The organism is Motilimonas sp. 1_MG-2023 (genome assembly GCF_030547455.1).
Lineage (GTDB): Bacteria > Pseudomonadota > Gammaproteobacteria > Enterobacterales > CBDFNC01 > Motilimonas.
In genome coordinates, this window is sequence record NZ_JAUOPX010000026.1 from 19,218 (window position 1) to 35,456 (window position 16,239).

Consider the following 16,239-nt stretch of genomic DNA (forward strand, 5'->3'; position numbering starts at 1 on the left):
TATGCTGTGTTATTGATTCTGATAAGGAGAAGCCATTACCTGCAATCAATGCCTTGCCTAAACGTGTGTAAAATCTTGCTGAAATCAAGCCTCTCCAAGTTGATTGGGTATAATTGGGAGCGGGTAGTCACACAAAGAGCCATTACTGGTGACGATTGCCTTCCATAATGGTTTGTAATAACGAGCCATCAAGTAACACGCGCTTGACTAGGGCAAAACCGCCCATGGTTGGCTGCTTTTGAAATTTTGCTGGCACAATCGGCAAGTTGTCATGAAAGCTAGGCAAAGATTGATGGTGAACACATTGTTTAATGGCTGGCAGCAATACTTGGTCTGCCGCCATTATCTCTCCGGCAATTAACACTTTTTCAGGGTTAAATAAGTTCACCATGATCGCGATAGCTTGGCCGAGATATTTACCGACATTAGTAAGCACTGAAATCGCAAGCGCGTCGCCTTTGTTGGCCGCTTGGCAAATACTGGAAATGTCGATTTGCTTGCCGCCGAGGCTGCTTTGACGGCCTTCTGCAATATACTGCTTAACCTGTTCAACTATGGCTTCATTAGACGCCACGGTTTCGAGGCAGCCATAGTTGCCACAATGGCAGCGTTTACCTAATGGATCAATTTGGATATGGCCTATTTCACCCACATTTCGGTTACTTCCAAGAAATACTTGGCCACGAGACATAATCCCTGAGCCAGTACCGTGATGGATAGTGATAAGAATAGAATCGTCACAATCGTTTGATGCGCCAAAGTAGTGCTCGGCCAGTGCCATGGCGCGGGTGTCGTTACCGACAAAGGCTGGCATTGAAAAGCGTCGTGAGATGATGTCTGCCAGTGGGCAGTTGCGCATATTGTATCGGGGCGTATAAATCACAATACCAGATTGCGGGTTAACCAAACCCGATAAGGTTACCGCAATGGCGATTAACTTTTTGGTTTTACGTGCATATTCGTCAATAAAATCGGCTAATGTTTGACAGAGAAACTCGACTAAATCATCTTGCTCTGTTACTTGAATCGGTAGCTGGATACCTACAATTTCTTTGCCGGATAAATCGTATAAAGAAAGGGTAAGAAGTCGCCGGCCAATTTTGGCGGCGACAAAATGAAATTTGGATGTCTCGGTGGTGAGTGAGATCGCGCGTCGGCCGCCGGTTGAAGCTTGTTGTGCCACTTCTTTAATTAACCCGTGTTCAATTAACTGGCGGGTAATTTTGGTGACACTTGCCGGAGCCAGTTGACTGACTTCGGCAATTTTAACGCGAGAGATTGGCCCTTGAGAATCAACTAAGCGATAAACAGCTGCGCTATTTACTTGTTTAATTAAATCTACATTGGCTATCAATCCGTTTTTCATTATTTATTGCTTCTTATAAAGACCGTTAACCACGGTACCGGTTACTTTGAAGTCACTGTTGAAAATAGCCAAGTTGGCTACTTTACCCGGCGCGATGACGCCCAGTTTATCTTCGACAGAGACGGCTTTCGCAGGATAAAGAGTGGCCATGCGAATAGCTTCATCTAATTCAATACCAACGAACTTAACCGATTGTTCGATTGACTCGATCATGGTTACTGCGCTGCCACCTAAGGTGCCGTCTGCGCCGAAACATTTACCATCTTTGTAGTATACCGTGGTACCGACAAAGTCGAATTGGTCAATATTTGCACCTGCAGGTGCCGTCGCATCAGTAACTAAAATCAGTTTGTCACCTTTGATTTTTTTAGAAATGCGCACGTTCGGATAAGCAACATGGAAACCATCTACAATGATGCCAGTGTAAACATCTTCACTGTCATAAACTGCGCCAAGTACTCCAGGCTCACGGCCTGTCATTGGGCTCATCGCATTGAATAGATGGGTAGCAAAAGTCGCACCAGCATCGATAGCTGCTTTGGCTTGCTCATAAGTTGCATTGGTATGGCCTAGTGATACCACAACACCTGCTTGAGATAATTGTTTAATTACTTCAATAGGGGTGTTTTCTGGTGCCAGTGTGACCTTGCTCACTACATCGGCGTTTTCACAAATCAAATCAATCATTTCTTGAGCTGGTTTGCGAATAAACTCAGGGCGGTGAATACCTTTTTTCTCTAGGCTTAAATAAGGCCCTTCTAGATGTAACCCTAATACTTCATTAGGCGTTGCATCCATGTACTGACGACCTACTTGCAGTGCCGCTTTCATATCTTCGTCTGAAGATGTGATCAGGGTGGGTAGGTAGCTAGTACAACCTGATTTCAGATTGGCTTCTTGCATGATTTGCAGTGTTTTAATCGACACATCATCATTAAACATCACGCCACCACAGCCATTAAGCTGTAGATCGATAAAGCCTGGGGCAAGATTGGCGCCATTTAAATCAACTTGCTCGATATTGGCTGCTATATCAGCAGCCGCAACGATCGAGTGAATTTGGTCGCCTTCAACTAATACAGCATGCTCAGTAAGCACCGCTTCAGTTGTGTAAATTGTACAGTTAGTTAACGCGTACATCTGTCACTCCTTAGGGCTTAAAGGTTACCTACATTGCCAGCTTCAAGCTCTTTGAAGTATTTTAGGGTTTTCACTTTCAGTTCTAGTGTTGCTGGCTCGTCACAAGCGATAATTGATTTAGGGTGAAGTTGCAGTGCAGATACCGTCCACAAATGGTTTACGCTACCTTCAACTGCGGCTTCAAGTGCTTGTGCCTTGTTATGACCTGTTACTAAGATCAATACTTCTTTTGCATCAAGTAGTGTGCCGACACCAATGGTTAGGGCAATTTTTGGCACTTGGTTGATGTCGTTGTCAAAGAAGCGTGAGTTAGCGATGCGGGTATCTGGCGTTAATGTTTTGATACGTGTACGAGACGCTAACGATGATGCTGGCTCGTTAAATGCGATGTGGCCGTCTGTGCCTACGCCACCCATGAATAGGTTGATTTGGCCGTAGCTTTTAATTTTGTCTTCGTAACGTTGGCATTCCGCTTCTAAATCTTCGGCATTACCGTCAAGTAGGTTGATGTTCTTTTCTTGAATATTGATGTGATTGAAGAAGTTGTTGTACATGAAGCTGCGGTAGCTTTCTGGATGATCAGGGGCGATGCCTACGTATTCATCCATGTTGAATGTGACGACATGCTCAAAACTTACTTCGCCCGCTTTGTTAAGTTCAATTAAACGCTTGTAAGTGTTTAGAGGCGTACCACCAGTAGGACAACCTAGTACAAAAGGGCGTTCAGCGGTTGGCGCAAACTTGTTAATACGATCAGCGATGTAGCGTGCAGACCAAAGGCCAACGTCTTTTGCTGTGTCAAGTGGGATAAGTCTCATGAGGTATCTCTCCAGTACAAATTAAAAGGATTAAAGTGAATGTAATTTACGTTGTGGGTGATTATCTCACCCCTAAATTTAAAGTCATTGTGGCGATTGTCGTGAAATATTGCAATAGTTAATTCGCAGCGAGAAGAAACTTTTCTTAGTATTTGTGATGGCTTTTAGCAAGTTTTTATTTTTCTGGCCAAAATTACATATTTTTAGCAAGAATCTAAGCTGAAGGTATTAAATAAGTGTATGATTTTACTTTGTAGTATTAGTACTACTTAAGGTCAAATATCGCCACCGAAGCAACGTTTCGTAATTTATCATCGTATTCAGTCAGTTTGAGCTCACCATAAGGCCCTTTCATATTGTTCTTGCTACCTTGGCATAATGGCCTCAAATTGCCATATAGAAGCTTTTAAGAGGCTCATTGGAGCTAAATATGTGGTGTTAAGCACAGTTATGAGACTAAAGGTGTAGTGCTGTTGACCGTGATCACAAAAGTTTTGAATATTAATTTGCGCAGCGAAATAAATCCCTTATGCTGCCATCTATGCTTGCTTTAGGTAGATAAAAGCTAGCTTAAAAATAAAAAATCTACGCACTCAAATACACACATAATGACCTATTGGAAAGGAGAGGTAATTGTGAATATTCTTGGTTATTTACAAAAGATTGGTAGAGCGCTAATGGTCCCCGTGGCCGTTTTGCCAGCTGCTGCCGTATTAATGGGTATTGGTTACTACATTGACCCAACGGGTTGGGGTGGTGGTAATGCTATGGCCGCATTCCTGATTAAATCAGGTGCAGCGATCATTGATAACATGTCAGTACTGTTCGCCATTGGTGTGGCATACGGCATGTCAAAAGATAAAGACGGTGCAGCGGCTTTAGCAGGTTTTGTTACCTTTATGGTAATTACGACCCTTCTTGGTCCAGGTGCAGTGGAGCAAATTGGCTTAGTTGCAATGGACAGCCCTGAAACGAAACTTGCGTTTGCTAAAATTAGCAACCAGTTTGTGGGTATCCTATCAGGTGTGGTTGCGGCTGAGATTTACAACCGTTTCTACCAAGTAGAGCTACACAAAGCACTATCATTCTTCAGCGGTAAACGCCTTGTTCCTATCTTATGTTCTTGGGCTGCTATTGTTCTTGCATTTGTGCTTATGTACGTTTGGCCTGTCATCTTTGGTGCGTTAATTCACTTTGGTGAAGCAATTACGGGTATGGGTGATGTTGGCGCGGGTCTATACGGTTTCTTCAACCGTCTGCTTATCCCTGTTGGTCTACACCACGCACTAAACACAGTATTCTGGTTTGATTTCGCAGGCATTAACGATCTAGGTAACTGGTGGGCTGCTGGCGAAGTGGTTAACGGTGTGAAACTAGACGCTGATGGCAACACAATTGCAGTTGTAGGCGAAACAGGTCGCTACATGGCTGGTTTCTTCCCTGTAATGATGTTTGGTCTACCGGGTGCAGCTTTAGCTATCTACCACACAGCTAAACCAGAAAACAAAGAGCGCGTGCTATCTATCATGATTGCAGCTGGCTTTGCATCTTTCTTCACAGGTGTAACTGAGCCGCTAGAATTCTCATTCATGTTCGTAGCGCCTGTACTGTACTTCTTACACGCTGTATTAACAGGTATCTCGCTATTCATCGCAGCTTCTATGCAATGGACAGCAGGCTTTGGTTTCTCTGCTGGTCTTGTGGATTTATTCTTATCAGCAAACAACCCGCTAGCGAACAAATGGTACATGCTAGTAGCACAAGGTTTAGTGTTCTTCGCTATCTACTACAGCGTATTCCGCTTTGTGATTGTTAAGTTCAACCTTGCAACACCAGGTCGTGAAGCAGTTGAAGCAAACACTTCTTCTAAAGCAAGTGGTAATGAAAGCAAGCGTGAACTAGCTGAAAAATACTTAGCGGCGTTAGGTGGTGCAGATAACCTAACAGTTATTGATGCTTGTATTACTCGTTTACGTCTGACTCTTAAAGACCGCAGCGTGATTGACGAAGGCACCCTTAAAGGCTTAGGCGCTATGGGTGTGGTGAAACTAGGTGATAACAACTTACAAGTTATCCTAGGTCCACAAGCAGAGCTTGTTGCTAGCGAAATGAAAGCTATCGCAGGTAAATAATCAACTGGGTCTTAACCTAGTATGAACTAAGGGAGCTTCGGCTCCCTTTTTTGTTGCTAAAATATATCATTGCGATGCGATCAGCTATTGTGCTTAAGCCGCGAATGGGGGATCATTAGCGGCTATTTTATTGGTATTATTTTAATTACTCGAGGTATGCGATGAGTCAGGCGGACATTCGTCCTAGCAATTTCATTCGTCAAATCATTGATGAAGATATTAAAAACGGTAAGCACGGTGGACGCGTACATACCCGTTTTCCACCTGAGCCAAACGGTTACTTACATATAGGTCACGCGAAATCGATTTGTTTAAACTTCGGTATTGCTCGTGATTACGATAATGCGCTATGTAACTTGCGCTTTGACGATACCAATCCAGAAAAAGAAGACATTGACTACGTTGAAGCAATTAAGCGTGACGTACAATGGTTAGGGTTTAACTGGCACGGTGATATTAATTACGCGTCCAACTACTTTGACCAATTGTACCAATTTGCGGTTGAGCTAATTGAAGCAGGCAAAGCCTATGTATGTCAGTTAAATGCTGAAGAAACACGCCAATACCGCGGCACTTTGGTTGAGCCTGGTAAAAATAGCCCTTACCGCGATCGCCCAATTGAAGAAAACTTAGATTTATTCCAGCGCATGCGTGCGGGTGAATTTAAAGAAGGCGAAATGATGTTGCGTGCCAAGATTGACATGGCATCGCCTAACATGAAAATGCGCGATCCGGTGATCTATCGTATTCGTTTCGCTCATCACCATCAAACCGGTGACAAGTGGTGCATTTATCCCATGTACGATTTTACTCATTGTATCTCGGATGCGCTCGAAGGTATTACACATAGCCTGTGTACTCTTGAGTTTGAAGACCACCGTCCGCTATATGACTGGGTATTGGATAATATCACCATCTCATGTCATCCACAGCAAATTGAATTTTCACGTTTAAACCTAGAAAGTACGTTAACGTCGAAGCGTAAGCTAAATGCTTTAGTGACAGAAAAGATTGTCAGTGGTTGGAATGACCCGCGTATGCCTACTATTGCTGGTATTCGCCGTCGTGGCTATACACCTGCTTCTATTGTTGATTTTTGTCAGCGCATTGGTGTTACCAAGCAAGAAAACACTGTTGAAATGGCGATGTTAGAAGCGTGTATTCGTGAAGATCTTGAAGTGAATGCTCCACGTGCAATGGCGGTAATTGATCCACTTAAAATTGTGATTGAAAACTACCCTGAAGATCAGGTTGAAATGATCAATGCGGCTAATCATCCAAAAGATGAAACCATGGGAACTCGTGAGTTACCTTTTAGTCGTGAAATTTATATTGATCGTGATGACTTCCGTGAAGAAGCCAATAAAAAGTACAAGCGTTTGGTGTTAGGCAAAGAAGTGCGTTTACGTAATGCTTATGTGATCAAAGCTGAACAAGTGATTAAAGATGAGCAAGGTGAAATAGTTGAGCTACGTTGTAGCTATGATACTGATACCTTGGGCAAAAACCCTGCTGATGGTCGCAAGGTAAAAGGTGTGATCCATTGGGTGAGCGCGGCGCAAAACGTGCCTGCGGAAATTCGTTTATATGACCGTTTGTTTGCTGTTGCCAACCCGGGGAGTGCTGAAGATATTCACGAGGTGTTAAACCCTGATTCTTTAGTGGTTAAACAAGGCTTTGCAGAGTTGTCATTAGCCAATGCTGAGCCTCTAAAAGCGTATCAGTTTGAACGCGAGGGTTACTTTTGCTTAGATGATGTGGATACCAGCGAAGGTAAACTTGTATTTAACCGCACTGTTACCTTACGTGATACTTGGGGCAAAGTGGAAGGCTGATCTTGAGGCAATAAACAGACCCTACTAAAAAAGCCGCTATTGCGGCTTTTTTATTAGTTGACTACCGACATCTTTGACTTAGGTGTCGTATTGTTGACGTAACTTAGTGGTTACATTTACCATCAACTGAGCGGCCATAAAGGTATAAGCTGTGGTTAGTGAGCTCAATACCATTCTCGGCTGCAATTTTTTCTTGGCGATCTTCAATCATTTGATCAGTAAACTCAATCACTTCGCCACAGTCTAAACATACAAGGTGGTCGTGGTGCTCTATAGTCGATAGTTCAAATACCGATTTGCCGCCTTCAAAATGGTGGCGCGTGACAATGCCTGCGTCATCAAACTGGTTAAGGACACGATAAACGGTCGCTAAACCAATTTCTTCACCGAGTTCGATAAGTTTTTTGTAGAGATCTTCTGCGCTGATGTGCTGGCTATCAGGCTGTCTTAAAAGCTCAAGAATCTTGAGCCGAGGCAGGGTGACTTTTAAACCTGCCTGTTTGAGTGCTTTATTGTTATCGGCCATGGTAGGGATATTGTCCTGATATTTTGCGTGAAATCGGAGTTATTCCGATACGAATATATTTAGCTTACAATGCTTTTGTTAAAGTGGGCAAGGTCCACCTTAACAAAAATAGCATTCAATTGTATTTATAATATGACACCGCGGGCACGCGAGGCTCATATTTACTCAGAGAATTAATCTTCTAACTCTGCTAAGCACATTTCGTCGTAGATTTGTTTCACCCAAGTTTCAACACGCTCTGCAGTTAGCTCTGGTTGACGGTCTTCATCGATACCTAGCCCGATGAAATGTTGATCGTCTACGAGTGCTTTAGAGGCTTCAAATTCATAACCTTCGGTAGACCAGTGGCCGACAATGGTTGCTCCTTTTGCTTCGATGATATCGCGTAGGGTACCCATCGCATCTAAGAAGTATTCAGCATAGTCTTCTTGGTCTCCACAACCGAAGATAGCGACCAATTTTTCACTAAAATCAATTTCTTCTAGCTCGGGAAAGAAGTCGTCCCAGTCACATTGCGCTTCGCCGTAGTACCAAGTTGGGATACCAAACAAAAGTAAGCTGAATTCATCGATTTCAGCTTGGCTACTTTTAGCGATGTCTTTCACTTCAACTAGCTTTTTACCAAGTTGCTTTTGGATCATTTTTGCGACGGCTTCAGTATTTCCTGTGTCGCTTCCAAAAAATATCCCTACACTTGCCATATCGAAATTACCTGTTGTTTAAGATTACTATTGTGGTGTGAGCTGTTGTTCTAAAATATAAACAATGAGTTCACTGCGGCTAATGTTTTGCTGCAATGCCAAATCGTTTAGCTGTTCAAACAACTGTTGCTCCACCTTTAATTCTACTCGTCTCAAACCTTTCGCTTTATCGCGTTTGATTTGATTGCGTTTGTTAATTTTAAGTTGTTGTTCGCGCGATAGCGGATTCGTTTTCGGCCTACCTGGCCGTTTATCCTCAGAGAAAAGGTCTATCGTCGTTCTATCAGTTAGCTCTTTTGCCATGTTTCTTACTGCTTAACCTAGCCCGTTAGACTCCCAAAAAACTTCAATAATGCCTTTGGATACAAATCCCGCACAGCCTAAAAACAATACCATCCATACAATTGTACGGCCAAATTTAGGCACATTACTGCGCTTTAATACATCATTAATTGAAAGCCCAATTAGTAGGAAAATCATGATGTAAAAGCCATAAAGGCCTAAAGTTTCTATTTCTTCAACATATTCACTTAACATAAGACACTTAATTTAAGATCAGTTAGGCTCAATTAGACCCAAGTAACGTCAAGGCCTATGCGCAGCGAGGGTTGCTTGGGTATCTAAACCGCGGGAATATACCATAACTGATGCCCATTCGCTAACTTGTTGCGTGTAAAAAATCGTTTACTAATTTATTAAAAATGGCTGGCTTTTCAGCATGCAACCAATGCCCAGTGCCCATGATCATTTTTATTTTTGCATTGGGAAAATGGCGCCGCCCGTGTGGCCAATAGTCGTCAATAATGTAGTCGGACAACTGCCCCTTTATAAACAGGGTTGGTCCATTGAATTTCTGGTCGGTATCAGGCCACGCAATGATGTCCGAGTAGCCCTCGACTAAGGCGGCTAAGTTATAGCGCCAAATCATTTTATCTTTATGGTGGTATAAAGACTTAAGCAAAAACTGTTGTACACCAACCTCTTCAACGTGTTTGGCTAAATATTGTTGCGCTTGGCCACGGGTTTGAACCTCACTTTCAGCAACGGCTTGTAAGCCGGCAAACACGCCTTGGTGACGAGGCTCGTAGTTGACGGGTGACATATCGGCTACCACTAATTTATGCACTTTTTCTGGTGCTTTCAGGGCTACCATCATGGCAATTTTACCGCCCATTGAATGGCCTACCAGTGAGAAGGTTTTAATGTCGAGTAGTTTCGCCAACTTCAGCACATCATCGGCCATTTCTTCGTAGGCCATACTTGGGTGGTGCGGCGATTCGCCATGATTGCGAACGTCTATCGAAATGACTCGGTAATGATGGCTCAGTACTTGGTGCAACAAGCCAAAGTTAGACAAGCTACCAAATAAGCCATGGATGAGAAAGACGGACTCTCCCTGACCATTTATTTTGTAATTAAGTTGCATGGGTTACTCTTTCATTAACTGTGTTGTCATTTTGATGCAATATAGTATCAATTATCTCTGCCACTGGCTTAGACATCTCAGGTGCTTAGCATAAAGAGAATCAGTCGCGATAACCAGAGCGTTTCAAACTCGCCTTTAACATTCTTGGAACTCACCTCGGCCCAGCTTGAATACATACTGAGCAAGTGTACTGATAGATCAGCGCAAAGTCTTGGAGTGTCAGCCTGAGTCTGGGTATAATCCCCCCATGTTTTGTCGGAAATACCTGTAAGAAATGAAAAAAATAGAGCTTGATGATGAGTTGTATCAATATATTGCTGCTCAAACAAAAGATATAGGTGAAAGCGCTTCACAAATTTTACGTCGTTTACTATCGTTACCCCCGCTAACGGATCAAGGGACGACAGAAGCAGTAAAATGCAGTGAACCCCTTGCAACAAAACAAACGGTTAAAAAAGTACTTGTTAAGGCTGAACCGTCGGTAACACAACAAGAGACGCCTGACTCCGCTAGCTTGCAGTCTTTTTTAGACAGCGCCATGTTAGCCAATGTTGAACATTCAGTAGAGCGCTTTTTGCTGATGTTGTCGCAAATGTATAAACATAACCAAGCATTATTTGCCAGTGCTAGCGAGACCACCCGTGGTCGCAAGCGCTTGTATTTAGCTACCTCGCAAGAGGCCCTTGAAGAAGGGGGGAAAACCTGTAAGCCAAGAGCGATCCCTGATACACCATTTTGGGTGATCACCAATGCTAATACAGGTAGAAAACGTATTATTATCGCGCAGTTGATGGCAAGTATGGGGTATGCCCATCATGTGATAGAAAAAGCATGTGAAAAAATCTGATATCAAACTTTAAGGATAATTATGTCACTTCACCCACGTGCAGGTTTACCTGCCGAGCAACAAGATTTAACGGATATTCCTACTTTAGTTTCGGCTTATTATATTAATAAGCCAAACGTAGAGGTACGTGAACAGCAAGTCGCTTTTGGCACTTCTGGTCACCGTGGTTGTTCATTTGACAGTGCATTCAATGAAGATCATATTTTGGCTATTAGTCAAGCGATTGCAGAATATCGTCAGCAGCAAGGCTATCAAGGTCCGTTATTTTTAGGTAAGGACACCCACGCTTTATCAGAGCCAGCGTTTGCTAGTGCGATAGAAGTGTTAGTTGCCAATGGGGTTAATGTTGTGGTGCAAGCGGGTTTAGGTTATACCCCAACACCGGTTATTTCTCACGCCATTTTGAGCTTTAACCGTAGTGGTGATAATCCCTTTGCTGATGGTATCGTGATTACGCCATCACATAATCCACCGCGTGATGGCGGGTTTAAATATAATCCGCCAAATGGTGGCCCTGCCGATGGCGATGTCACGAAAATTATTCAAGACCGAGCTAATGAAATTTTAGCGCAAGGTTTAACCGCCGTTAAACGTATGGATTATCAAACCGCACTGGCCAAAGCTGAGCACTATGATTATGTCGCTCCTTATGTGGCGGATCTTGAAAATGTGCTGGATATGAAGGCCATTGCTGCAGCGGGCGTAAAAATTGGCGTCGATACGTTAGGCGGCTCTGGCGTGGCATTTTGGCCCGCTATCGCGAAACATTATGGTTTAGATATTACCGTGGTTAACGATAAAGTTGATCCTACTTTCTCGTTTATGACCTTAGACAAAGATGGCAAGATCCGCATGGATTGTTCATCACCTTACGCCATGGCGAGTCTGATCAAACTAAAAGACCAGTTTGATATTGCGGTTGCCAATGACCCAGATTATGACCGTCACGGTATTGTTGCCCCTTCTGTTGGCCTGATGAACCCAAATCATTATCTTGCTGTTGCGATCCAATACTTATTTGGCCATCGTCCTCAATGGCCTGCCAGTGCGAAAATCGGTAAAACGCTAGTGTCTAGCTCTATGATAGATCGCGTAGCAGAAAAACTGGATAAACCATTGTGTGAAGTGCCAGTGGGCTTTAAATGGTTTGTTGAAGGTTTATTTAATAGCGAATTTGGTTTTGGTGGTGAAGAAAGTGCTGGTGCGTCGTTTTTACGCAAAGACGGCGGTGTTTGGAGCACTGACAAAGACGGCATTATTTTAGCGCTATTAGCGGCAGAGATTATTGCGGTCACCAAAAAAGACCCTGGCGTGCATTATCAAGCGCTTGCCGCTGAATTTGGTGCGCCTTTGTATCAACGCTTAGATGCACCAGCCTCACCAGAACAAAAAGCGGTTCTTAGTAAACTTAGCCCTGAGATGGTTGAAGCCAGCACACTAGCAGGTGAGCCTATTCTCGCTAAGCTAACCAATGCGCCAGGCAATAATGCAGCGATTGGCGGCTTAAAGGTGGTTACTGAAAATGGTTGGTTTGCCGCGCGGCCATCCGGCACCGAAAATATTTATAAGATTTACGCGGAATCTTTTTTAAATGAAGAGCACCTAAAGAGTATCCAACATGAGGCTCAACAAATTGTCTCGGCGGCATTTACAAAAGCCGGGCTGTAAACTTCATTAGGTATGATTAATAAAGGGAGCTTCGGCTCCCTTTTTGATAATTAAATTTCTATATATCATTGAAGTGAAACAAATGTTTGTCATGCTGTCGTCTTATTTACTGGTAAATCAACAATGAATGGTTTACTTTTAATTACCAAACTTATTCACGTTTAACCGTCTTATAGCTGTGATGTTTAAACCTCTCTTTTGTAAAGGAATCCATAATGGCGGCGACAAAAAAGCAGACCAAACCCTTTGATCTCAGTGCAGATAACCTACAACAACGCATCGTTCACCATCTTCGCTCTACTTTAGGTACTCATGAAGATAAAGCTAATGACAAGGCTTGGTGGAATGCGACCTGTGCCGCAATTAATGAACTCGTTTTTGAAAAGTTAACCGATACCCAAGCGTCACACTCTAAGCAAGATACTCGTGCGGTTAACTATTTATCTCTTGAATTCTTAATGGGCCGTCTACTGTCAAATAATTTACATAATCTCGAATTATTTGGTGAAGCAGAGCAAGCCCTCAAAGCCTTAGGTAAAGATATCTACCAAGTATGTGAAGAAGAGCCAGATATGGCATTAGGCAACGGGGGGTTAGGGCGCCTTGCAGCCTGTTACATCGATTCGTTAGCAACCTTAGGTTACCCTGCTATCGGTTACGGTATTCACTATGAACATGGCTTGTTCCGTCAAGAATTCAAAGATGGTCACCAAATTGAGCGCCCTGATAGCTGGCGTGAATACGGTAACCCGTGGGAAATTTGCCGCCCTGAGTCAGTGCAAGAAGTGCCTTTATACGGTTATGTCGAAAGTGTATTTGAAGACGATGGTAGCATGCGTAAAGTGTGGCATGCTGGTCGCAAATTAAAAGGGGTGCCTTGGGATATTCCCATTGTTGGCTACGGTGCGAAATTAGTTAACGTGCTACGTCTATGGGAAAGTAAACCCGGTGAAGCCTTTGATTGGGATGTTTTCAACGCGGGAGGTTATGTCGATTCGCAATCAGAAAAAGCGCAAGCGGAAACCGTGTCTAAGGTGCTTTATCCGAATGACTCAACCGAGCAGGGTAAAGAGTTGCGCTTAATTCAGCAGTATTTCTTCTGCGCTTGTTCAGTTAAAGATATTCTTCGCCGCTTTAAACGTACCAATGACAATAATTGGGATGTGTTTGCCGACAAAGTAGCAATCCAGCTTAATGATACTCACCCTGCTATTTCTGTGCCTGAGTTGATGCGCATTTTAATTGATGAAGAAGGTGTCACTTGGGCTAAAGCTTGGGATGTGTGCCGTCATACGTTTGCCTACACTAATCACACATTACTACCTGAAGCCCTAGAAAATTGGTCTGTGAGCCTATTTGAACGAGTACTGCCGCGCCATCTTGAAATTATCTACGAAATTAACCGCCGTTTCTTAGAAACAGAAGTAGAAGCGAAATGGCCAGGAAATGATGAGATGAAGCGCAAGTTGTCGATCATTAAAGAAGATGGCGGCCGCATGGTGCGCATGGCTTACTTAAGCGTGGTTTCATCATATAAAGTAAACGGTGTTGCAGCGATACATACTCGTTTAGTGAAAAAAGACTTATTCCCTGAGTTCAATGAACTATACCCAGAGAAAATTGTTAATGTAACTAATGGTGTAACACCACGTCGTTGGTTAAAAGCCGCCAACCCTGAGCTATCGGCATTGTATGACGAAACCGTAGGCACAGGCTGGCCAACCCAGTTAAATTTGTTAAAAGATGCATTGCCAAAAGCTAAGGATAAAAAATTCCAACAAGCGTTCATGGCCATTAAGCATGACAATAAACAGAAACTGGTTACAGAAATTAAAACGTTGACTGGTATTGATGTCAGCGCTGATGCGATCTTTGATATCCAAATTAAACGTCTACACGAGTATAAAAGACAGCAACTTAATCTGCTGCATATTTTAACCTTGTACCGCCGTTTACTGGCTAATCCTGAATTAGACATGGTGCCTCGTGTATTTATCTTTGGTGCTAAGGCTGCGCCGGGCTATCACATGGCTAAGCAAATCATTTATGCCATTAATAAAGTTGCAGATAAAATAAATAATGACCCGCGGATCCAAGACAAGCTAAAAGTGGTCTTTATGCCAAATTACCGTGTGTCATTGGCCGAGAAGCTTATCCCTGCGGCAGATGTATCTGAGCAAATTTCAACTGCGGGTCTAGAGGCATCGGGCACCGGTAATATGAAACTTGCTCTTAACGGCGCATTAACAATTGGTACCCTTGATGGTGCCAATATTGAAATAGCCGAAGAAGTAGGTGACGACAATATCTTTATTTTTGGTTTGAATGTAGATCAAGTCGAAGCGCTTAAAAAACAAGGTTATAACCCTTACGATTACTACTATGGTAATGCAGAGCTAAAAGCTGTGCTGGACTGGTTAGACAGTGATTACTTTACGCCAGGCCATCCAGGTGCGCTATCTGATATTAAGCGCAGTCTGTTAGAGTGGGGCGATCAGTACCTTTGTTTGGCTGATTATCAAGGTTATTGCGATGCCCATGGTCGTATTGATCTCGCATATCGTGATACAGCAAAGTGGGCAGAAATGGCGATCATTAACTCCGCATGCATGGGCAAGTTTAACTCTGACCGATCTATTCAAGATTATGTTGATAACATTTGGCACTTGAAAGCTTGCCCACTAAGTTAGTTTTTTGGCTAGAAGAAGTTATAGAGGGAAGCCTATTGGCTTCCCTTTTTTGTCTATACTTCAGTTAAGTAAGCTTAGCTGGAGTGATGATGGACTTCATTGATTACACCTTAGGTCGATGTGAGGCAGCAGAATTTTTAGCGTCTAATACCAGTGGTATTAGAGTCGAATGTTGGGCGCCGGGAGTATTGTATCTTGATGGCAATGGTCCCCGCAGTCTGATTCTTTCTGCTGGCATTCATGGCGATGAAACGGCGCCTATCATTATCATAAATCAACTGATTAAACAGGTATTCTTGGGTGAATTAGAGGTTGTTAATCCATGTTTGTTTATTTTGGGGAATCCGGATGCGATTGAGCTTGGGGTGCGCTACCTTGATACTAATCTAAACCGTTTATTTTGCGGCGCACATCGTAGTATTGAACCCTGTAAAGAGGCGGCCAGAGCTGATTTATTAGAGCGTTGTGTGGAACGGTTTTATACCATTCATCAAGACACTGACAAGCTGCATTGGGATTGCCACTGTGCTATTCGGGGTTCGGTTTATAATACCTTTGCTATTGTGCCTATCGTCACCCACGAATTGAGTTTATTGAGTCACATAGATGAGCTCCAGCATGCCGGGATCCAGGCCGCGGTATTGAGTCAGCTAGCAACCAATACCTTCAGTTATGCGTCATTTCAACAATTTAAAGCTCAAGCCGCTACATTAGAGTTAGGTAAAGCGTTGCCATGGCATGAAAATAAGATGAGCGATCACCAGAAGATCGTGTGTTATTTAATTCGGCTTTTAGCTCATGTTGAGGACGAAGATGAAACGATAGCGAAAGATGCGTTGATTATTTACCAAATAGCGCAACAAATAGTCAAAACTCAAGCAGACTTTCGTTTTAATTTTTCAGCAGAGGTAGACAACTTTACCCCCTATCAGCAAGGTACCTTATTAGCGCAAGAGGCGGGGGCTGAGTATCATGTGCAAGCAGAGCGAGAATTAATTTTGTTTCCCAACGCGAATGTTGAATTAGGAGCAAGGGCATTATTAACGCTGACACCTTGCTCCTTGTAAACCAATACAACTTATTTTAGTTG

General features: G+C 43.2%; 14 protein-coding genes. 6 read left to right on the top strand and 8 right to left on the bottom strand.

Annotated features, from left to right (window positions below):
* Positions 1-142: 142 nt before the first annotated feature.
* Genes Q4519_RS13880 through nagB form a run of 3 tightly spaced genes read right to left on the bottom strand, consistent with a single transcriptional unit; the run spans position 143 to position 3,324 of the window.
* Positions 143-1,366 carry an ROK family protein gene (locus tag Q4519_RS13880; RefSeq protein ID WP_303513188.1) on the bottom strand — a complete coding sequence of 408 codons (1,224 nt, stop codon included), beginning with the start codon at positions 1,364-1,366 and terminating at the stop codon, positions 143-145.
* A 3-nt stretch (positions 1,367-1,369) separates the two neighbouring features.
* Complete coding sequence (gene nagA / locus Q4519_RS13885) at positions 1,370-2,506, bottom strand: N-acetylglucosamine-6-phosphate deacetylase (RefSeq protein WP_303513189.1); 1,137 nt, start codon at positions 2,504-2,506, stop codon at positions 1,370-1,372.
* Positions 2,507-2,523: 17 nt separating this feature from the next.
* A complete protein-coding gene (gene nagB, locus Q4519_RS13890) occupies positions 2,524-3,324 on the bottom strand; it encodes a glucosamine-6-phosphate deaminase (protein ID WP_232801022.1) in 801 nt (266 codons plus the stop codon).
* Positions 3,325-3,959: 635 nt separating this feature from the next.
* Between nagB and nagE the strand changes: the two genes are divergently transcribed.
* Both nagE and glnS read left to right on the top strand, forming a co-directional pair.
* Positions 3,960-5,456, top strand: a complete 1,497-nt coding sequence (nagE, locus tag Q4519_RS13895) for an N-acetylglucosamine-specific PTS transporter subunit IIBC (RefSeq protein WP_303513191.1) — start codon at positions 3,960-3,962, stop codon at positions 5,454-5,456.
* 161 nt (positions 5,457-5,617) lie between these two features.
* Positions 5,618-7,291 (top strand): glutamine--tRNA ligase, encoded by a 1,674-nt coding sequence (glnS, locus tag Q4519_RS13900; RefSeq protein ID WP_303513194.1) that lies wholly within the window; start codon positions 5,618-5,620, stop codon positions 7,289-7,291.
* A 103-nt stretch (positions 7,292-7,394) separates the two neighbouring features.
* Here glnS and fur read toward each other — a convergent pair whose 3' ends face one another.
* From fur to Q4519_RS13925, 5 genes are all read right to left on the bottom strand, one after another.
* Positions 7,395-7,817 (bottom strand): ferric iron uptake transcriptional regulator, encoded by a 423-nt coding sequence (fur, locus tag Q4519_RS13905; RefSeq protein ID WP_232801026.1) that lies wholly within the window; start codon positions 7,815-7,817, stop codon positions 7,395-7,397.
* A 173-nt stretch (positions 7,818-7,990) separates the two neighbouring features.
* A complete protein-coding gene (fldA, locus tag Q4519_RS13910; RefSeq protein WP_232801028.1) occupies positions 7,991-8,518 on the bottom strand; it encodes a flavodoxin FldA in 528 nt (175 codons plus the stop codon).
* 27 nt (positions 8,519-8,545) lie between these two features.
* Entirely contained in the window at positions 8,546-8,821 is a 276-nt protein-coding gene (gene ybfE, locus Q4519_RS13915) for a LexA regulated protein (protein ID WP_232801030.1), read from the bottom strand.
* 12 nt (positions 8,822-8,833) lie between these two features.
* Positions 8,834-9,055 (bottom strand): DUF2788 domain-containing protein, encoded by a 222-nt coding sequence (locus Q4519_RS13920; RefSeq protein WP_232801032.1) that lies wholly within the window; start codon positions 9,053-9,055, stop codon positions 8,834-8,836.
* A gap of 121 nt (positions 9,056-9,176) precedes the next feature.
* Positions 9,177-9,944, bottom strand: a complete 768-nt coding sequence (locus Q4519_RS13925; protein ID WP_303513199.1) for an alpha/beta fold hydrolase — start codon at positions 9,942-9,944, stop codon at positions 9,177-9,179.
* A gap of 274 nt (positions 9,945-10,218) precedes the next feature.
* On the opposite strand from Q4519_RS13925, the gene seqA reads away from it, so the two are divergent.
* From seqA to Q4519_RS13945, 4 genes are all read left to right on the top strand, one after another.
* On the top strand, positions 10,219-10,791 hold the full coding sequence (gene seqA / locus Q4519_RS13930) for a replication initiation negative regulator SeqA (RefSeq protein WP_232801036.1): 573 nt from the start codon (positions 10,219-10,221) through the stop codon (positions 10,789-10,791).
* A gap of 21 nt (positions 10,792-10,812) precedes the next feature.
* A complete protein-coding gene (gene pgm / locus Q4519_RS13935; RefSeq protein WP_303513202.1) occupies positions 10,813-12,459 on the top strand; it encodes a phosphoglucomutase (alpha-D-glucose-1,6-bisphosphate-dependent) in 1,647 nt (548 codons plus the stop codon).
* Positions 12,460-12,674: 215 nt separating this feature from the next.
* Complete coding sequence (locus Q4519_RS13940; protein ID WP_232801040.1) at positions 12,675-15,149, top strand: glycogen/starch/alpha-glucan phosphorylase; 2,475 nt, start codon at positions 12,675-12,677, stop codon at positions 15,147-15,149.
* Between the two features lie 89 nt (positions 15,150-15,238).
* Complete coding sequence (locus Q4519_RS13945; protein WP_303513205.1) at positions 15,239-16,216, top strand: succinylglutamate desuccinylase; 978 nt, start codon at positions 15,239-15,241, stop codon at positions 16,214-16,216.
* The last annotated feature ends 23 nt before the right edge of the window (positions 16,217-16,239 follow it).